Raw genomic sequence first — 17,867 nt, 5'->3', positions numbered from 1 at the left:
TAGCGGCTTTATAAGGTGGCATAGAGGGTGTGCACGGGGTGCACAGGGGGTGTGAGTGGGTCGAGCGCTCCACGAGCTGCACATCCCTGAACCTGGTTTCCAGTGCCACCGCCTGTAACGGATGCTGCAGTTAAGGACTCGCTCATTGCACCCCGGAGACTCCTTTTAGGTGTCGTGCACAGCTCTCAGCACATCAAGGAGGAGCTCTCCGATAGTCTGTGACCACAGGTGCGGGCGGCGGCCAGTGCAACTTCACCAACGGCTTACAACGACCGCAGCAACATGCGACGCCATTCGAGGCGAGTGACCGGACAAGTATGGATCAGGGGGCACTTCGTGGCAGGTCAACGGGAACTCAAACAGAACCCGCGGCTGCAATGGTATCGAGTGGATCGTGGATGGAGTCGGAGCGAACTTGCGCGCCAGTTGAATCGCAGCATCGCTTCCGAAGGGGATCAAGAGCTCGTTGGATATCGCGAAGTCACCGAGCAGATGGTCAAATCCTGGGAAACCCGTAACGGCACTAGCAAGTTTTTTGCCAAGCACCTCTGCATGGTCCTCAACAAGAGCGCCTCAGCGCTTGGCCTCCTCACCGACGAGGAGCTGGCACTCCGGCCGGCCGATCCCCGGCCGTACGACATCGCCCCCGCATCTGGCATGGTGAACCTACTAGGGAGGTTTACAGCAAGGGAGGTCGTACCGGTGTTGGCAGGCGGTGCCGATGAGACCTGGCGGTCAGCTCTCCAAGCAGCAGGCGTTCCACTTGACGTCGATCAGGACGAGGTGCTGTCGGTCGACCATCGCCGACGAGCAACGGGCACAGACCCCAAGGCGGTCGCCGCCTATGCCCAGGTTGTCGCGCATCAACGCACGCTGTACTGGACTTCCCAGTCGAGAATGCTCCTTCACGCAGCGCAAGCACATATGGCTCTCGGTAGCGAGATGCTGGGCGCAGCCCAAGGTGACGAGCCTGTTTTGGCGGCCGCAGTTGCAGAGTGCGCGCTGCTCGTAGCGCGACTGGCGTTCTTCGATCTCGATGGCTTCGAAAGGCAGGCCCTGAACGCCTTCAGGACGGCCGAGGCCGGTGTTGCCCACGCCAAAGACCACTCGTTAGCCGTTGCCGTGGCCGCTCACCAGGCGTTTGTGCCAGGCTTCGACGAGAGGTTGGCCGATGCGCGCCCCTTCCTCGTAGCCGCCGAACGCCAGTGGCGGAACTCAGGCCACCACCCCTTGGTCCGCGCGTGGCTGCATTGTGTCTCCGCAGAGATCTACGCCCGCAATGAACAGGTGACCGAGAGTCGTCGTCACCTCAAGCAGGCTGAGGACTATCTCGCCAAGTCCGATGGCACGGCACCGCTGTGGATGGACTTCTTCGACAGCTCACGCTTCGCGGGATTCGCCGGAAACACGGCACTCCTGGCCGGCCGCTTCGACGAAGCTATCGCCTGGCTGCAGCAGTCTCTGGAGAGTCTTGGCGCGGGCAGCGGCAAGCAGCGCTCGGTACTGCTGCTGGATCTTGCCGCCGCCCACGCTGCCGAATCGCCCGAACACGCCGTTGAGCTCGCTATTAAGGCCTGTGACCAGTTGGAGCAGGCACCCTATCGGATGGCCGTGGCGCGGCTCCCTCGTGTACACGCCGCGCTGTCGACCGCACCGACGGGAGGTATGTTGGTTGATCGCACGCACGAACTCCTACGGACCCAACGCGCGATCGAACCCTAACCCTCGTCGGCGTTGTAGGCCTGCACGAGGTTGGGAAGCTCAGCCAGCGAATCGAGTGTGAAGACACATGCCTTCTCAATCGGTGACTCCGGGTCTCGGAGGACATGACCCCAGATCCCGCGTCGGATTACAGCTGTCTTCATTCCGACCTCCTGCGCCGGAGCAACATCGTTATCGAGCCTGTCACCGACGTAAAGAATCTGCTCTGCTGAAACCCCTGCCTCGGCGACGACGCGTGTGAAGAAGTTTGTCGACGGCTTCTCAACACCCCACGTGTCTGAAGTGCCAAGGATGTCGTGTGGTAGATCAAGACCACGCAACAGGCCTTCAGCACGAGCCGTCTGGTTGCCTGAGATTCCCACCGTTAGGCCCAGTTCACGCAACCGAGCGAGGCACGGCCGGACATCTGGATAGAGGTCATCCTCTCCAAACCATTCAGGCTGGCCCGCAGCTGCGCGTTTTTCTCGTTCTTCAGCGAGGTCAAAGCCGGGCCTGAATACCTGAAAGGTTTCCCGATAGTCTCGCCCTTGGGCGATGATAGACCCAAACACGCCTGAGAACGTGTGCCGGGAGACGCCAAGCCAGTCCGCCCAGGTTCCATACTCCCGGGCTTCGTCGATTAGTACTTCCCCCACGTCGAAGAACACCGTGTTGATCCGCATTGGCGGTGTTGTTCCCTCCACTTCGTACCCTTGCCTGGGCACTTTGACAGTCTGCCAACTCAGGATACGGTTCGCCCCCGCTGGACTTGCCAGCGGTCACCGCCTCCCTGGTCCAATCACGATTGAACCGCTCACACCCTCTGCACACCCCCTACACACCCCCCGTACCACCTTATAAAGCCGATCCTCGCGGTGGTCAACTACTGGCGTGTTACAGCCAGCAGAGAAAGCCCACACCTTTAGACCTCGACGCCTGACGGCGACGACTCGCCAGGTCTGCCGGTCGGCACACCGCGCGCCGCATTACGACGTCGAGCATGTTCCATCCGGATCGGAACCGCTAGTGATCCAGTCGTGAAAGCCAACGCACCAATTGAAGAGATCCCAGGGGAACCAAGCTGTACACCGCAGTTGATGCCTTCTGAGTACTTGGCGCTTCTGCAGGGTCCCAGCCGTGTTCGGTTGATCGACGCGCTGGTCGGCGGCAAGGACCACTACGAGGAGGACCGGCAGGTCGCACGCGCGGTCAGTGCGGCGTTGCCGGGCGGAGCGGCCACGGCGAGGCGCCTGTTCAAGGAGGACCGCCGGTTTCAGATTCGGGTCTGCGAGATGCTGCTCCGGCGCACGCAGGTCAGAACGTTCGTCGTCTGTGGAGCCGACCAGTGGGCTGTGGACGGGGATCCGCTGCATAAGCGTATTCAGCGGGCGAACTCCGATGCGGTCGTAATTTACGTTGAATCGGAGCCGGTGATCTTCAGTCACGCGCTCTCGGAGTACGACACGTCCGTCAATTCGGGCACTTCCGTGGTCCGGGTTGTCCAGGCCGACATTTACGATCCTGACTTGCTCCGCCGACTGCATGACATGCATCTCCCGCTCTATGCCGAGCAGCCGGTGGCGGTGCTGCAGTGTGGAACTCTGCCGTTCGTTCCTGACGGCACGAGGTGGACTGCGCAGGACATCACCGCAGGTTTGAGCGACACACTTCAGGATGGTTCGTTCCTGGCACTGACGCATCTGTGTGCGCCTGAGGACTCTGATGACGCCGAGGCGGCGCGGCGGGCGGGCAACGAACTGAAGGCGCGAGGTCTCGGGACTCGCCCTTTCCTTCCACAGAAGGACATCGAGGCCTTGTTCGCCGATCTCCCGCTGGTTGTTCCTCACGCGCTGACGAACGACCGCGTGCCTGTGCCGTGCCCGGAGTGGTATCCGCCCGGCCCGTTCCGTGAGCGGGTCGCCACCGATCGTTTCAACCTCGGCGGCGTCGCGCACAAGGGGCGGCCCTGGCCGCTCGCGTAGTCACCCGCAATTCGGAGAGAGCCGCCCCGACTGGCTCTCGCACCTGTAGGGGAGGAACACTGTGCACACAACAGATTCCGCTGCGCTTCTAGCGTATGAGGGTCCGACGTCTCTGCCGGCGCTGGTGCTGTCGGCGGTCGGCGAAGACCGGCGCGATCACGTGTTCACACGTCAGGTTCACCGGGACAGACGTGCGATCGCGGTCGCGCTGGCCGCCGACCTCTTCCTCGAGCGCGCGGTGACGATCCAAGGTGGGCGGCTGGCCGTCGCCGACGGCCAGGCGGTCGCCCGGCTGGCTGAGCCGTGCGGCCTCGCCGTCCGCGCAACTCTGTCGAGAGTTCTGCCTATCGACGACATGCTCGCCGAACTCGAGGGCCCGGCGTACACGGTGGCCTGGACGGCACTGCAGCGCGCGAACTCGGCTCGCAAAGTTCTGTTCCGAGGTTGGGCTATGGACCCCGAGGCTACCTTCCTGTGGCATCGCATGCTCGCATCGGCGCACCAGGACGGGGATACGGCCGATCCCCGCGCCGCGGTGCTCTGGATGATTCTCTCCGAAGCCGGACTTCACCGCGATCAGCTGCGCTCGCCGAGTCTGCAGCCGCGCAGCGCCTGTCTTGACGGCCTCGGCGGCCTGCTGCTGCCCAGGCACGAGCACCGCCGCCGGACCCCGTTCAGGCAGCGTCAGCACCACTGAGCTTGGTACCACGGCCGCTGGTGTTCTCCCCTGCCGGCTCGCTTATGTGGCATTCCCCGTTCCCCTTCGTTCTGCGTCCCCACGGAGACCCCCATGATGAGATCGCCCCGCTCGGCACCCCGGCGTTTCTCCACCGTGCTTGGTTCCCTGCTTGTCGCCACGCTTCTGCTCGCTACCTCGGCGTGCGGGCTTCTCGGCGGCGGCACCGAAGAATCTTCTGGTTCGCGGCCGAAGGTGGCGGCGACCTTGATGACGATCCTGGACTCCGCTCCCCTGCGGTGGGCGATCGAGCAGGGGTACTTCCGGGCCGCCGGAATCGACGTGACACCAGTGCCCGCCGAGAGCGGGCAGGTCGGCATCGTCAAGCTGCAGGCCGGGGACGCCGATGTCGCCTACGCCGGTGATGTCGCGATCATCTCGGCCGTGGCTACGGGTGGCCTGGACCTGCGGGTCATTGCCCAGGCCGCGATGGCGGGCCCCGAAACCATGTGGATCATGGTCCGTGACGACGGCTCGGTCCCGACGGTGGCGGACCTGGCCGGGAAACGGATCGCGCACAACGGCGTCAACGGTGTGAGCCACATGCTCACCCGCGCCGTGATGGCCACACACAAGGTCGACGACTCGACCGTGCAGTGGACGCGAGCGAACTTCCCCGACATGGCAGGCCTGCTCGCCCGCAAGGAGATCGACGCCGCGCTGCTGCCCGAGCCATACATCATGCCGGCGACCAAGCAGAAGTTGAAGCCGCTGATCGATCCGATCAAGGGCGGGGGCTTCGAGCAGTCGATCCCGACCGGCAGCTACGTCGTCACGGCCGCCTGGGCACAACAGCACCCGGCGGAGATCGCGGCGTTTCAGCGGGCACTGCGCCGCGCCGCGGCCGAGGTGACGTCGAAACCCGAGATCGCGCAGCGGCTCGCCGTGCGGGAGATGAAGGTCGACGCGGGAGACGCGCAGTTGATGAAACTTCCGATCTTCCCGCTCACGCCGTCCGCGGTGCAGCTGCAGCGCTGGGCGGACCTGATGCACAGCTTCGGCGTGATCAAGCAGCCGGTCCGGATGTCAGACCTGGTCATCGCGCCCCCGCCGGACCAGTAAACCCGTTCTCGCTCACTGTCCCAAGAGCACCGCACCGCACGCGTGCTGTCTAACCACCACGTCCGCGACCACGAAAGTGCACCACGATGCCTGAGCACCCACACCGTTCCGTCCCCGCGACGGTGTCCATCTCCGACGGTCCACCGTGGACCGTGACCCGCGCCGCGGTCCGTGCCGCGCTCGGCGGCCGCAGGGACGACCCGGGGGCGTTTGAGGCGGCGTGGCGGATCCGTGAGTGCATGCCCACCTTCCCGGCGACGATCGTGGCCGAACACGAGTTCCGGGACCTTGTCCTCGCCCTGGCGGCCAGGACGCACCGGCAGTACGTCGTCGTCGACCCTGACCTCCCACCCTGGAAACCCGTCCACGAGGTGCTGCCGGCTGACAGCGGGGCTCGCGTGCTGTACCTGCTCGACGACGCCGAAGCCGCGGTGCGGTCCTGGATGGTCGCGACCTACCGCGACAACCCGGACGTCAGCTGGATGTCCTCCGATCCCGGGCTCGGCGCCTGCCTGCGCACGGCCGCCGCGGACGGAGAGATCAGCCTCGACGCACCGATCTGGGTTGTGCTGTCCGCCGCGCTCCAGCACACCTGGGATCCGCAGGCACTGCTCGCTGACCTGTGGGACGTGCTGCCCGCGGACAGCCGGGTGTCGGTCACCCACGTAGCCCCACAGCACCCGGCCACGACCCCGGATTCGGGACGCTCATCGGTGGAGGCCGCGTTCACGAGCTCCCTGCCATCGCCGCTGATCCTGCGCACCTCTTCCGAAGTGCTGGACATGTTCACCGATCCGCACGAATGGGACCTCATCCGGTACAGCGGCGTGGAGATCCAGGCGCCGCCGGACACCACTACGTCACTGTCCACCACGGACACAGCGGCAGAGCTGATCACGGTGATCGCACGCCGCCCGACCCGCACGCGACCACGTCCCTCTGCCAGCACCGTCGATCACACGAGGAACCCCGGCCATGACCTCGACGCCTGACCCATACTCCCTGACCTCGCACGGGACCGTCCCCGATCTGCACGCCGAAACCGACAACCCGACCATCGGCCGTGTCAACGGCTTCTTCCTCGACGAGACCTTCGGTGTCCGATCCGATGGAGTCTTTGTCGCGGACCGGGAACTGGCAAAGCGGATCGACGCCGATGTGCCCGGTTATCGCTGGTGTGTGCTGGCGCAGCAGCGTTTCCTCTACGACGTCATCGCGTTCGCCGCCGAAAAGCGAGGGATCAGCCAGTTCGTGGTCCTGCGCGCCCCGCTGCCTCTCGGTCCGGAGAGGAAAACTCCCTACACCCAGGCCAAGGCCTACGTCGGTGCCCCCAGCATGGTGCTGGTGGCTCGCGAAAACATGCTATTCGGCCACCAGGAGACGGCCCTGGCCGTGCTCAAAGTGGAACGAGCCGCAGCGGTCAAGGCCGCGGTCCACGAAGTCCACCGGCCGCTGCACCAGATCCATGAGCGTGGCGGCTGGTCGCTGGACCTCACGACACCGGTGTGTCTCACGATGGTCGCAGATCCGTCGCACTGGCCTGGTGACGTCAGCGGCCTGATGCGCGCCTACCACGAGGAGCTCCCTCCCGGCAGCGTCATCGGGGTGAGCACCCTTGGCACCGCGCCTCCGGGGAGCGCGGCGGCCGCCGCGCTCGATGAGCTGGCCGGGCACCTGGCGTTGACACCCGAGCCACAGCTGACCCCGCGATCGCAGGCTGAGGTCGAAAGCTGGTTCGACACCGGCTGGAAGCTCGAACCCCCCGGCGTCGCGCCGGCGTCGCAGTGGTGCGGCCCGCAACCTGCCGACATCGCGGGTCCGGAACTTCCCGTGTGGTGCGCGATCGCGACGAGGACCGCGTCGTGACGACCTCGACCGTGACCGTTCAGGACACCGCTCACCCCGACCTCGCGCACGCCGCGTGGATCGCGGATCTCGTCGACCACGCCGCGCTCGATGTGGCCTCGCTCGAGCTGAGCAAGGTCACCGACGCCGGCCCGCTGGACCGCGAGGACGCCGGAGTGTGGCTCTCCAGCCTGCTCGGTCGCCGGATCGAGCACCGCCACTCCGCCTCGGAGCATCTGTTCGTCGACGTGACCACCCACCGCGCGGTCCGGCTCGTCCTATTCCGGCGTGATACCGGCGTGCCGATGTTCTACATGGCGCAATCCCCCGGCACCGGCACCAAGACGGACCTCTACCCGCAGCTCGTCGACGCCGCCCGATCCGCCCCAGGCCCCGGCGACAGCTGAATCCACCGCCCGGCCCGACCGGCTGCCCCGTGCGGAGCGTCGTGTCGTCCGAACAGGACTGTCCACCGTGGCCGCGCCAGGTGCGGCGAGCGCCGCGCCCGGTAGCCGACGTCGCAGCAATGCCACCGAAGAGATCCGGTGGCTCCACAGTCGCGCTCCTCGCATGCCTGCGAGGAGCGTCAGGAAGCACGATCCGAGAAGGGAAACAGTGAAAGTAAGCACGAGAGCCCGCCGCCGTGGCGGGTTGCGCGTCGCCGTAGCCACCCTGGCGGCGTTGTTCGCCACCGGCCTCGGCGCCGCGCCGGTCGCTGCCGCCGACGGCGGGAACCACGGTGCGGCCACGGCCGTACCCGCCAGCACCACCAGCCCGGCCGCCACCGACACCGGAGGCGACGATGTGTCGCCGATGATCGTCCGCGGCGAACGGGCCCCACAGGCCTACGCCGGCGCCGGGTCGATCCAGCTGCTGAAGAACGGCGTGAAGGACTGGCACACCTGTAGCGGTGCGCTGATCCACCCCGAGTTCGTTGTCACGGCAGCGCATTGCCTGTCCGTCGTGCCTCCGGCGCCGCAACGCGTGGACCGGGCGGGCGAGCTGGCATGGCGGGCGTTCCAGCAGGCTCCGCCCCCGCGGCGGGCCGGAGTGGGTACGCAGGCGGAACCGCAGGACCCGTCCCAGTACACGCTGCGGATCGGGTCAACCAACCGGCACTCCGGCGGAGCCGTCCGCCGGGTCACGTCGATCTCGCTCCCGAAGCACTGGGAGTGGGGTATGCCGGATGGCGACGGCTACATCTGGGACCTGGCACTGATCCAGCTGGACCACCCGGTCCCGGGATGGCAGGTCAAGCCCGCGAAACTCGCCTATCCCCGGGCGAGCAGGCAAACCCGGATCATCGGGTGGGGCGTGACCGACCCGGATCCGGCTCACTGGGGTGCGCCGGCACCGACGTGGCTGCGGCAGCTCGACGTGCCGATCGCCCCGAAGGACGACTGCGCCCCAGCGGGAATCGGGCGCGGCGAGATCTGCCTGGGCACCGCCCCGGGTGGAGGCACCGCGTGTGCCGGTGATTCCGGCGGCGGAGCGTTACAGCGGTACGGGCGGGACTGGGTCCTCACCGGATTCGGATCGCGCTCGCACACGCAGGCCTGTGTCGCCTCGACGATCTACACGCAGGTCGCGGAACCGCGGTTTCTGCTGTGGATCATCCGCACCATGCACGAGCGTGATGCGCAGACACAGGTCACGCAGGCGGATCTGACCTTGGCCGGATAGCACAGGAACCGGTGTTCCGGTAGCCCTTCGCGGTCGCCGGAACACCGGTTCTTCCCCGCCACCGCAGCGTCGCCACCGTTGCGTGCCGACCGCGACCTACTGGCCGAGCGGCACCTCGGTATCGGCAGCACATGCGTCACCCGACGAGCCAACAATCATTTTCCTTGAGCGCCCTCAGAAAGCGATTCACCGTGTCCACCGCCGCATCCTGTCCTGCCGGAACAACGCTTGCCTCCACGGAAAAATCCTCGGTCCAGAGCCGAGAGATCGGTGCCGCGCTGCAGCTTGCGCTCCGGCGATCGAAACTCACTCAAGGCACGATCGCGGGCAGACTCGGCTGGAGCGATTCGAAAACGAGCCGCATAGTCACCGGGTACACGGCCGCTACCAGGCTGGACGTGGCCAGCTTCCTCGTGGCGGCAGAGGTAGCTCCCGAGGAGATCGAGCGCGTTTCCGCCGTGGCCGACCTGTCCCCACGGGCGTACAGCATCCAGGCCCACCCGGTGGGTCTTCCCGACATGCTGCCGACACTCCTCCATCTCGGAGCCAACGCCCACACGATCATTTCCTACCAGCCACATCAACTGCCGCACCTGACGCAGACCGCCGGATACACCGAGACCATCCTGCGTGACAGCGACCTCCTCGCACCTCAGGCGGTCCTCGATGGAGCATCAGCACGCCAGAAACGCCAGACGATCCTCAGCGGGCCCAAAGGACCGGCCACGACCGCGTACATCGACGAGGCCGTTCTGAGCCGGCCGTTGCCGCCACAGGTCGCGGCCGAGCAACGACTTCATCTCCGCACCTTGGTCTGGCACCCACGCTGCCACCTCAGAATCATCCCGGCCACCGCCGCCTCCACCGCCACGACGGGCTTCACCCTGTTCCAGGACGACCGGGGACACGAAGTCGTCACCGCCTTCACGCCGACGGCGATGCTGGTCCTGGACCACCCGGATCACCTCGCGCCCTACCGGCAGACCATCACTCAACTGGCCTCCCGAGCGCTGACTGATACCACCTCCGCGGTGAGGCTTCTCGCCTCAGGCACCTTCGGCGGGGCAACGGCATGCTGATCGTTCGCGAGGTCGGCCCGGAAGCGATGCGCACGGTCGAGACATGGCGGGACGGCCGCGGACCGTACTGGGGCGGCCCCTGCCCCGCCGCGCGAGGGTGCTGCCGGTACAACCACACCCTCACCAACCGTGCCGAGTATCAAGCGCTGTGGTCGGCCCTGCCGACCCCGTGCAGCATGCGCCCGCATCCCGCCCTGGTCGACAACGTGCTACGCAACGGGGACCACGCCACCGCGAACGACCGGCGCCTGGCCGACGAGCTCGTGCACATCTCCCTGGCCACCCCGTCCGTGCGGGACCGCGACCACTTCACCGCGCGCGTCGTCGAGCACGCCCTCGCCGAGGGCATCACCCAGTTCCTCGACCTCGGCTCCGGACTCGCCTGCACCAGCGCCGCCTACACCACCCTCACCGCACAAGCGTCCAGTACCGGCGCCGCGGCGAGCATCGTGTTCGTGGACAACGACATCCGGGTCGACGAGTCCAATCGCGCCTGGCTACGGCAAAACTCACACCACGGCCTGCGGGCCACCGCGATACGCGGGAACTGCTTCGCGGTCCCCGGGATGCTGGGCCGTCTCCGCCAGGCCAAGCTGCTGGACCGCACCAGGCCCGTGGCCGTCCTGATGGTCGACATCCTGCACTTCTTCGAACGCCGCGCACCACGCGCCATCCTCCGGTCCCTCGCCACGAAACTGCCACCGCGCAGCATCGTCGCGGTCACGCACCTGTCCGACCAACCCTTGCTACCCAAGCTTCCACTCCCCACGCGCACAGCGCTGCGCGAGGACACGGCCCGCTGGTGCCGCGCCTACCAGCGCTGCGTTCCGCCACATCCCAGGGCATTCGGTCCCGCCCGGTTCGCATCAATGGTGTCCGACCTGGACCTTCTCGGGCCAGGAATCACCAGCACATCCTGCTGGCCGCACCCGGACACCACACGACACCCGCGCGCCCCCTTCACCCTCGCCGCCGTCGGCCGCATCCCCACCCTCACCACACCCGAGACGACACCGACGAGAACACGATGACCCTCACCTCGCCACCCGGCGAACACACTGCCCTCGTCCCGCGCACCACACCACGCAACGCTCGGAGCACCCACGTTCTCGCCCAGCAGTCCGGGAAAACCACGGAAGGTAGATTCTCGTGTGCCACCGCGCGTGACGTGCTGATCGATGTCGTGGCCCGCAGCGGCCTCTCCCGCGGAGACTTCGCGGTCCCCGTCGGCTACCCGGCGGCCAAGATGGGGCGCGTCCTGAACGGCAGTACCCGTATTAGCCCGGACCTCGCTCACGCCGTGGCGCAGCGCTACACGATCGACCCGCTCGACCTGCTGATCCGGCAGAACCGCACCGCGCTGGCCACCGTTGCCGACCGCGAGCACCTCGCGGCCACGGCCGGATCAGCAGCTCCCCTCAGCCGGCATCCCGTCTACCTCGACGTGGACGACAACGCCTCGGCGATCGACGTGATCCGGGCGGTCATCGCCGCCACCGGCTTAAGCAACAGCCGGTTCGCCGTCACGCTCGGATACGACCCCACGAGCATCTCCAAGATCCTCAACGGTCACAAGGCAGTCACCGCGGCGTTGGCCCACAGCCTCGGCCGCCGCTACGGAGTCGACGCCGAGGACCTCCTGGCACGTCAGTCCCGCTGGCAGCTCGCCGCGGCCGCCGAACGCACCCAAACCGCTGGGGCTCCCTCCGGCCGACACCGCCATGTCCAGACCCCGCAGTTCACCCGCAACCTCCGCTTTTGTGGCAGAGAAAAGAGAACACCGTGAACGATCCCGACCCGCACACCGCGCGGCCGAACACCGACGACGTCAGGCAGTCGGAGGCGAGCAAGCAGGGGAAAGTCCGCCTGTGGCCTCCCTCCGCCGACCGAGACCGGCCGGTGATCCGACGACTCACCCGGCCCACCGACCGGGCCGGACGCACACGCAACCGCCGAATGTTCCCCCAGCGCCGTTCTGCGCTCGAGCGGCCAGGCCGCACCGCCAGCCGTCCCGTGTGGCGCGTGGCCACGGCCGTGGTCTGGGGAGTCGTCCTCGCCATCACCGCGGGACTGGCGACCTGGAGCGGCAAGTACTACTTGCCCATGCCGTGGTGGCCCGTTGTCGTCCTGGCGGCGGGTCTCACCGCGACCGCTATGGGATGGGCACTCGGGGACATGTCACTGTCCCGCAACCCGATCCTGATCCTGAGTTCGTGCGCGTTTCTGGTGTCCGCCGCCGTCATGCTGGGCGTTGTCGGGCAGCCCGCCGACATCGGGTTCGCTCCCGACCCGTGGGCCGGGGTGCGGGACTACCGCGGCAGTTGCCTGTCCGGCACCGAATACACCGACCTGGCCGCGCAGCTCAGCATCACCACCGACACCGTCACCGTCGTCGGCTCACAGGGCGGGACGTTGCGGTTCACCAGAACCGAGGACGGCTGGCCCTCCGGCGCCCGCGCCGAGATCTGGGGCCGTGGTGTCGTGCCGCGCGACCGCGCCACGCGACTCGCCCTGACCGCCGCCGGCTGCGGCTAACCCGCACGGTGCCGTCATGGCTCACACGCCCCCGCACACCGATGGCCACATGAACCCGAGACGAGGTCGCACGCCGGCAAACGACCACCAGCACACGAGCTGGCGCTGCGACGCCAACTACGACTCGGGCGAACAGCTACCCGTGCCGGTTCTGTCTTCCTGCGGATGTCCAACCCGGGCAACAGATCCTGGACGTCAGCACCGCACTCCCAGCGGCACCGTGAGGCATCTGGACATCGCACCAGACCCCCCGGCTCCACCATTCGAATACACCGCAACACAACCACCACACCGCATACGAACACTGCCCACGACAGGAGAATCCCGTGCCACACGCCGACCTCGACCCCGAATTCATCGAACCTCTGCGCTACTACCAGGAAGATCTCGAGAAGCTCTCGTGCGAACCACAGGCCCAGGAGGCCACTGACGAGACTCCGTGGATCGCGAGCTTCATGTTCAACTGCGACGTCCCGAAGAAGGTGGTCGACGGTTACCGTGCTGCCGCCGTCCTGATCGATCCATGCTGGTTGCTCACCTGCGGTCACGTTTTCGGCGACATCTTTCGCCCGGAGGATGCGCCCAAATTCGAGGACCTGGACCTCTACGTCCGGATCGGAGGACAGCAACTCGGCACCGGAACGGTGCACCGATTCGACAAAGTCGTCACGAACCGATTCCGCATGACAGAAGACCGGTCGGTCTTATGGGGGCCGGTCAACGATCTGGCCCTGGTGCGCCTCACCGAACCCGCCGACGCCGAGCCGGCCGTACTCGCCGACTTCCACGGCCTGCGCGTCGGCCACCGTATCCGCGCGTACGGCTGGCCTGACGGACGTCGGGGCACCGGGCGTCTCACGCGGGTGGACACCGAAGTCATCCCCCCGGAGTCCTGCATCGGGATGGCGCCCGGCCCCGGTGACGCCTGTGTCGCGAACGTCGCGAGCGCCCCGATTCGCCCGGGCTACTCGGGCGGCCCCGCGTTTCTGCTCCCTGACGACGACACGAGCACCGTGCCCCTCCTCACCGGCGTGGTCAGTCGCGGAATCTACGGGCAACCCGAGACTTTCCCCGGAGTTGTCACAGACCTGACGCCCCACCTTCCATTCATCCGCGCCACCATCGCCGGTAGCGCCTAGCCCGCGCCGGCGCCGCAACGATCTCGCACACCCGCCTGCCACTGGACCCAGCGGCCTCGACACTCGGTGATCGATCGCTCCAGCGCCAGGTTGGTGCTCACCGGATCCCCGGGCCACGCCCGCGCAGTACCTCTAACCCACCCGACCCTTGCGAGACAGACGAAAGACATGACCCTCATCGGCACCGCACGAACCCGACTCCATGCGGTCATCGACCCGATTCTCACCACCCGCCACGACATGTTGCCGCCGCCGGACGACGGAACCGTGGACCCGCTACTGGCGTACTTCCAGTGGCGTGGCTGGACGATCGTCGACCGCGACACCCACACCACCGCGGTGCTGAGCTACCCGGAGAGTTTCCACGGCGCGCTCGGCACAGTCGACCGTCGCTCGGCCGCGCCGGATGACAACCTGCAAGAACTCGAAGTCGAGCTCGTTCTGCGTGGTGTGCACTGGGTTGCCCATTTCTCCTCGTGCGGGGTGCTGATCGGCTGCGACCGCCATCGCAGCATCCCCGTCACCATGGGTGTCCACGCCCTCCCGTTCACCGCAGTGCTTGGCATTCTGGAATTCCTTGCCCGTCGCCGCCGACCACGCGACATCGCGCACTGCTTGGTCTTCGGCGCGTGCAGCAGCCACAGCATTCCCAGCGGGCCCTGCCTGCTCCGGCAGCCAGCGGCGGACCACCGCTCCACCCTGCACGCCGTTCACCATGGCGGCGAGGGAGCGGAATAGATGAACCACACCGACCGGGACCACATCAGCGATCGTCCCGCCACGCCCGCCTACCGAGCATTGTCAACGACCGCAAGCCCCGACGAGTCCGCGGCCTCGACCGGTTCGCTGCGGCTGGATCTGATGTTCGTCTTCCCTGTCAAGTCAGCGTGTCTAGCACGGCAGGGCTCTGAAGGGCTCACAACATGTCCGTGATCAACGATGCTTTTGCAGAACTTGATCTGATGTTCGTAAATTTTGATCACGGTGGTGCGTCCTCCGATCAGTCAGTTGACTACTGCATGGACGGGCTGGTCGAGTTGGTGGGCGCCGATGACCGATGGCCCGATCTCGGGGTTATCGCGGAGACGAACTTCTGGCGCTTCTTCGGCAACAGAGGACATGGCGCGGCGGAAGTAGCCTTGAACACCGTCGCCCGGGATCGCAATTACGTTCTCCGGGTCGGCTCCCTTCCGGGTGACTGGGGCGCGATCGGTCCGGCGCTTCTCTACGACGCCAGTAAGGTTCTCGTGCACGAGTGGCACGGTGACCCGCGGGATGCTGGCTTCCTCGGCCGCAACCGCAATCGCGCGGTGATCTCGCCGCGAGACCTGCCAGAGCGGAAGATGGACCTGTTCGCCACGCACGGGCACCCGAACGGGGACCTGCGACTGCAGGACGTTGACCGCTTCAGGCCATACGGCACCTGCAAAGCACGACCCGCCGCAGTGCTTGCCGACTGGTTCGGCCACCCCTCTGGCCCAGAGTTCGAGCCGGCCAGCTACGCCAAGCATTTCGACGAAATCGCACATTACGCGCCTCGGATGCTGTTTCCCGACGGGATCCCGATGCCCGGCGACCATCCTTTCGCCACCAGCGCTCTGGACTTCCTCTGTGGACGGTGGGTGGACGACCGCCGCATCGGTGGAGTCGGCTTCCAGCACGTCGGTGAGCTTGCCCGGGTCTATACCCCTACGAACTTTCCCGCCCTGAATGGTCGCCCGCCGACCCAGATCGACGGCGCGGTACTGAATCCGCAGGCCGCGGAGATGCTCGTGCCCGGCAGCGTCCAGGTTCATGAGCCAGTCGAACCCAACGAGGTGCGGCCTGGTCGCAAGTGGCGGAGAAACGACCATAAGCGGTTCTTGTTCGCACTCAGGTTCTCCGCTGACGGACGGTCGCGCACCTGACGAGCTTCTGCTTGGACCAGCGTGTCAATTTCCTGTCCCGCTGGCGGCCTGTCAGTGGGTGAAGATGCCGCAGACTTCTGTACTGGCGCAGGAGGTGGCGGTGTAGGTGGCGGCTCGTGCTTGGAGCTGGCGCAGGTCTTGTTCGGCGGCGTGCAGGTCGGCGATGCGGCGGCGGACGTTGCTGAGGTGGCGGTCGATGAGTTCGCCGACGTGGTCGCAGGGTGCTTGGCCGATGTCTCGGATGGCGAGGATGTCCCGGATCTCGTGCAATGGGAGTCCTGCGGCCTGGGCGGTGCGGATGAACTCGAGGCGGTGGGTGGTGTCAGGGTCGTAGTCGCGGTAGCCGCTGGCGGTGCGGGGCGGTTCGGGCGGCAGGCCGGATTGTTCGTAGAACCGGATGGTCTTGGTGCTGACCGCCGTGGCCTGGGCGAGTTCGCCGATGCGCATGGTGGCGATTCTACGCCTTGACCTTCCACCCAGGTGGAAGGTTTACGGTGCTGGACGAGGTCAGCGTGTGTGCCAGACCGTAGAGGATGGGTGTCATGGAGTTGGTCGTACTGTCCGTTCCGGACTGTCCACATGTCGCGCTTCTGGATGACTTGCTGCGGGATGTGCTTGCCGATCGCCCGGAGGTCCGGGTTGTGCACCGCGAGGTCACCGAGCACGCCCAGGCGGAGGCTGAGGGGATGCACGGTTCGCCGACCCTGCTGGTGAACGGTGTCGACCCGTTCGCTGTGCCGGGGTCGCGGCCGAGCGTGTCGTGCCGGTTGTTCCGTGATGAGGACGGTCTGGCACGGCCGGCGCCGCCGAGGACGGCCTTGGTCGCCGCGCTCACCACATACGGCGGTCGGACGGAGCCGCCGGTGGCGGGCCTGCCACCGGGTGTGGCCGAGATTCTGCGGGTTGGTGGGCAGCGGCGCCGGGCACCGGAAACGCGGGGGCAGCGAGCGGTCCAGCAGGCGGTCCTGCGGTCGTTCGCCGTAGCGGGGCATCCACCGACGGCCGACGAGCTGGAGGTGGTGTCTGCCGAGTTCTCGGCATCGGCCGCGGAGGTGCTGGCGCTGCTGCACGACGCCGATTTCCTTCGGCTGGACAGCGCTGGGTGCATCACCGTGGCGTATCCGTTTTCGGCGCTCCCGACCCGGCATCGCGTCACACAGGCCGATGGGGTCTTGGTGTTCGCGATGTGCGCGGTCGACGCTCTCGGGATTCCGGCGATGCTGTCCACGGACGCAGAGATCGTGTCGACCACCGCCGACGGCGCGGAGGTTGTCGTCAGCGTCCTCGGCGGGCGGCCTGAGGCCGACCCGTCGACGGCGGTGGTCTTCGTCGGCGCGAGTTGTGAGACGGGGCCGGCCGCGGAGGTGTGCTGCGGTCATCTGAACTTCTTCGCCAGCCGCGACGGCGCCGCGGGCTGGGCCGCCGCGCATCCTGACGTGCCGGGATCGATTCTCGGCGTGGGTGAGGCGTGTGAGCTGGGACGTGAGATCTTCGGTTCGTTGCTGGCCTGACCTTCGAGGCGCGGTCGGCGTCCGCTATCGAGGCTCGGTGGGTGGCGGGTGGAGGCGCGAGCGGGTCCTCGCGGCAAGATGTATCCGCGCCCGTTTACGCGGACGCGAGGTGGGTGTGGTGAGCGGACCAGGGTAAGACTGGTCCGCTCACCACACTGTCACGCTTCCGTGGTCATCGCGGACAGCGGCATCTATTCGGGCTTGCAGATGCAGGGTCCGTCGACGCTGCTCGCGCAGCTCTGTGCGCCCTGGCCGCCCTGGATCTCGTCGAGTTCGGTCTCGGTGAGTTCCTGCGGCGGGGCAGTTGTGATCTCCATGTGTCACCTCCTGTCGCGTGCTGATGTGGTCTCAACGCCGGGTGTGGCGTGAGCGTGGAGAACCCGCGACAGGCCGGTGGCTTGCTCGGGCGCCGGGATCCGGCGTGCGACGGTACGCGGCCGATCGGGTTTCACGGCAGGATGGCGGTTGCGCCCCCGTGGTGGCGGGCGTGAGATGGCCAGGTGGTGGGCGGGCCAGGGTACGACTGGCCCGCCCATCACCCGGTTCTCAGCACATTTCTCGGTGTGCGGCCGGTCAGCAGCCGCAGCCGCCGTCGACGGTCAGGGTGCAGCACGGGCCGCCGTCGTGGCCGCCCTGAATCTCCTCGAGTTCGGCTTCGGTGAGTTCGGGCGTGACGATGGTGTCTTC

At 66.8% G+C, this 17,867-nt stretch carries 19 protein-coding genes; 16 read left to right on the top strand and 3 right to left on the bottom strand.

Features of this window, described 5'->3' with window-relative positions:
* Nucleotides 1–336 precede the first annotated feature (336 nt).
* The gene (locus DMH01_RS15005; protein ID WP_125677186.1) at nucleotides 337–1,722 is read left to right on the top strand and encodes a hypothetical protein; all 1,386 of its coding nucleotides are present in this window, start codon (nucleotides 337–339) and stop codon (nucleotides 1,720–1,722) included.
* Here DMH01_RS15005 and DMH01_RS15000 read toward each other — a convergent pair.
* Entirely contained in the window at nucleotides 1,719–2,384 is a 666-nt protein-coding gene (locus DMH01_RS15000; RefSeq protein ID WP_125677184.1) for an HAD family hydrolase, read from the bottom strand. The two genes, DMH01_RS15005 and DMH01_RS15000, sit on opposite strands and share 4 nt — an antisense overlap.
* 354 nt (nucleotides 2,385–2,738) lie before the next feature.
* Between DMH01_RS15000 and DMH01_RS14995 the strand changes: the two genes are divergently transcribed.
* From DMH01_RS14995 to DMH01_RS14930, 14 genes are all read left to right on the top strand, one after another.
* Nucleotides 2,739–3,683: an SAM-dependent methyltransferase gene (locus DMH01_RS14995; protein WP_125677182.1), complete on the top strand. Its 945-nt coding sequence runs from the start codon at nucleotides 2,739–2,741 to the stop codon at nucleotides 3,681–3,683.
* A gap of 124 nt (nucleotides 3,684–3,807) precedes the next feature.
* Entirely contained in the window at nucleotides 3,808–4,380 is a 573-nt protein-coding gene (locus DMH01_RS14990; RefSeq protein ID WP_125677180.1) for a hypothetical protein, read from the top strand.
* A 249-nt stretch (nucleotides 4,381–4,629) separates the two neighbouring features.
* Nucleotides 4,630–5,481, top strand: coding sequence for an ABC transporter substrate-binding protein (locus tag DMH01_RS14985; RefSeq protein ID WP_158633220.1), 852 nt, complete (start codon nucleotides 4,630–4,632; stop codon nucleotides 5,479–5,481).
* Between the two features lie 86 nt (nucleotides 5,482–5,567).
* The gene (locus DMH01_RS14980; protein ID WP_125677176.1) at nucleotides 5,568–6,473 is read left to right on the top strand and encodes an SAM-dependent methyltransferase; all 906 of its coding nucleotides are present in this window, start codon (nucleotides 5,568–5,570) and stop codon (nucleotides 6,471–6,473) included.
* Nucleotides 6,457–7,347: an SAM-dependent methyltransferase gene (locus DMH01_RS14975; protein WP_125677174.1), complete on the top strand. Its 891-nt coding sequence runs from the start codon at nucleotides 6,457–6,459 to the stop codon at nucleotides 7,345–7,347. Before DMH01_RS14980 ends, DMH01_RS14975 begins: the two co-directional genes overlap by 17 nt.
* Nucleotides 7,344–7,733, top strand: coding sequence for a hypothetical protein (locus DMH01_RS14970; protein WP_125677172.1), 390 nt, complete (start codon nucleotides 7,344–7,346; stop codon nucleotides 7,731–7,733). Before DMH01_RS14975 ends, DMH01_RS14970 begins: the two co-directional genes overlap by 4 nt.
* 208 nt (nucleotides 7,734–7,941) lie before the next feature.
* Nucleotides 7,942–9,009, top strand: coding sequence for a trypsin-like serine protease (locus DMH01_RS14965; RefSeq protein WP_158633219.1), 1,068 nt, complete (start codon nucleotides 7,942–7,944; stop codon nucleotides 9,007–9,009).
* A 164-nt stretch (nucleotides 9,010–9,173) separates the two neighbouring features.
* Nucleotides 9,174–10,088: a helix-turn-helix transcriptional regulator gene (locus DMH01_RS14960; RefSeq protein WP_125677168.1), complete on the top strand. Its 915-nt coding sequence runs from the start codon at nucleotides 9,174–9,176 to the stop codon at nucleotides 10,086–10,088.
* Complete coding sequence (locus tag DMH01_RS14955; protein ID WP_125677166.1) at nucleotides 10,082–11,119, top strand: SAM-dependent methyltransferase; 1,038 nt, start codon at nucleotides 10,082–10,084, stop codon at nucleotides 11,117–11,119. Before DMH01_RS14960 ends, DMH01_RS14955 begins: the two co-directional genes overlap by 7 nt.
* 137 nt (nucleotides 11,120–11,256) lie before the next feature.
* Nucleotides 11,257–11,874, top strand: coding sequence for a hypothetical protein (locus DMH01_RS14950; protein WP_125677164.1), 618 nt, complete (start codon nucleotides 11,257–11,259; stop codon nucleotides 11,872–11,874).
* Nucleotides 11,871–12,623, top strand: coding sequence for a hypothetical protein (locus tag DMH01_RS14945; RefSeq protein ID WP_125677162.1), 753 nt, complete (start codon nucleotides 11,871–11,873; stop codon nucleotides 12,621–12,623). Before DMH01_RS14950 ends, DMH01_RS14945 begins: the two co-directional genes overlap by 4 nt.
* Before the next feature lie 326 nt (nucleotides 12,624–12,949).
* Nucleotides 12,950–13,762, top strand: a complete 813-nt coding sequence (locus DMH01_RS14940) for a trypsin-like serine protease (RefSeq protein ID WP_125677160.1) — start codon at nucleotides 12,950–12,952, stop codon at nucleotides 13,760–13,762.
* 168 nt (nucleotides 13,763–13,930) lie between these two features.
* Nucleotides 13,931–14,500, top strand: a complete 570-nt coding sequence (locus DMH01_RS14935; protein WP_125677158.1) for a hypothetical protein — start codon at nucleotides 13,931–13,933, stop codon at nucleotides 14,498–14,500.
* Between the two features lie 185 nt (nucleotides 14,501–14,685).
* Nucleotides 14,686–15,669 carry a hypothetical protein gene (locus DMH01_RS14930; protein ID WP_125677156.1) on the top strand — a complete coding sequence of 328 codons (984 nt, stop codon included), beginning with the start codon at nucleotides 14,686–14,688 and terminating at the stop codon, nucleotides 15,667–15,669.
* 51 nt (nucleotides 15,670–15,720) lie between these two features.
* Here the strand turns inward: DMH01_RS14930 and DMH01_RS14925 are convergent, their stop codons facing one another.
* Complete coding sequence (locus DMH01_RS14925) at nucleotides 15,721–16,116, bottom strand: heavy metal-responsive transcriptional regulator (RefSeq protein WP_125677155.1); 396 nt, start codon at nucleotides 16,114–16,116, stop codon at nucleotides 15,721–15,723.
* Between the two features lie 95 nt (nucleotides 16,117–16,211).
* Between DMH01_RS14925 and DMH01_RS14920 the strand changes: the two genes are divergently transcribed.
* Nucleotides 16,212–17,180, top strand: coding sequence for an alkylmercury lyase family protein (locus tag DMH01_RS14920; protein ID WP_158633218.1), 969 nt, complete (start codon nucleotides 16,212–16,214; stop codon nucleotides 17,178–17,180).
* A 191-nt stretch (nucleotides 17,181–17,371) separates the two neighbouring features.
* Here the strand turns inward: DMH01_RS14920 and DMH01_RS43555 are convergent, their stop codons facing one another.
* Complete coding sequence (locus DMH01_RS43555; protein WP_255432057.1) at nucleotides 17,372–17,497, bottom strand: hypothetical protein; 126 nt, start codon at nucleotides 17,495–17,497, stop codon at nucleotides 17,372–17,374.
* Nucleotides 17,498–17,867: the final 370 nt, after the last annotated feature.

The organism is Amycolatopsis sp. WAC 04182, assembly GCF_003947465.1.
GTDB lineage: Bacteria > Actinomycetota > Actinomycetes > Mycobacteriales > Pseudonocardiaceae > Amycolatopsis.
The sequence above is the reverse complement of the archived record's forward strand: the minus strand, read 5'-3'. Positions and strand labels throughout refer to the sequence as shown.

What these genes read in the sequence shown, in the direction of transcription:
- DMH01_RS14930 (WP_125677156.1), top strand. Translation starts at nt 14,686, where the DNA reads ATGTCCGTGATCAACGATGCTTTTGCAGAACTTGATCTGATGTTCGTA.
- DMH01_RS14935 (WP_125677158.1), top strand. Translation starts at nt 13,931, where the DNA reads ATGACCCTCATCGGCACCGCACGAACCCGACTCCATGCGGTCATCGAC.
- DMH01_RS14920 (WP_158633218.1), top strand. Translation starts at nt 16,212, where the DNA reads ATGGAGTTGGTCGTACTGTCCGTTCCGGACTGTCCACATGTCGCGCTT.
- DMH01_RS14955 (WP_125677166.1), top strand. Translation starts at nt 10,082, where the DNA reads ATGCTGATCGTTCGCGAGGTCGGCCCGGAAGCGATGCGCACGGTCGAG.
- DMH01_RS14980 (WP_125677176.1), top strand. Translation starts at nt 5,568, where the DNA reads ATGCCTGAGCACCCACACCGTTCCGTCCCCGCGACGGTGTCCATCTCC.
- DMH01_RS43555 (WP_255432057.1), bottom strand. Translation starts at nt 17,497, where the DNA reads ATGGAGATCACAACTGCCCCGCCGCAGGAACTCACCGAGACCGAACTC.
- DMH01_RS14985 (WP_158633220.1), top strand. Translation starts at nt 4,630, where the DNA reads ATGACGATCCTGGACTCCGCTCCCCTGCGGTGGGCGATCGAGCAGGGG.
- DMH01_RS14975 (WP_125677174.1), top strand. Translation starts at nt 6,457, where the DNA reads ATGACCTCGACGCCTGACCCATACTCCCTGACCTCGCACGGGACCGTC.
- DMH01_RS14925 (WP_125677155.1), bottom strand. Translation starts at nt 16,116, where the DNA reads ATGCGCATCGGCGAACTCGCCCAGGCCACGGCGGTCAGCACCAAGACC.
- DMH01_RS15000 (WP_125677184.1), bottom strand. Translation starts at nt 2,384, where the DNA reads ATGCGGATCAACACGGTGTTCTTCGACGTGGGGGAAGTACTAATCGAC.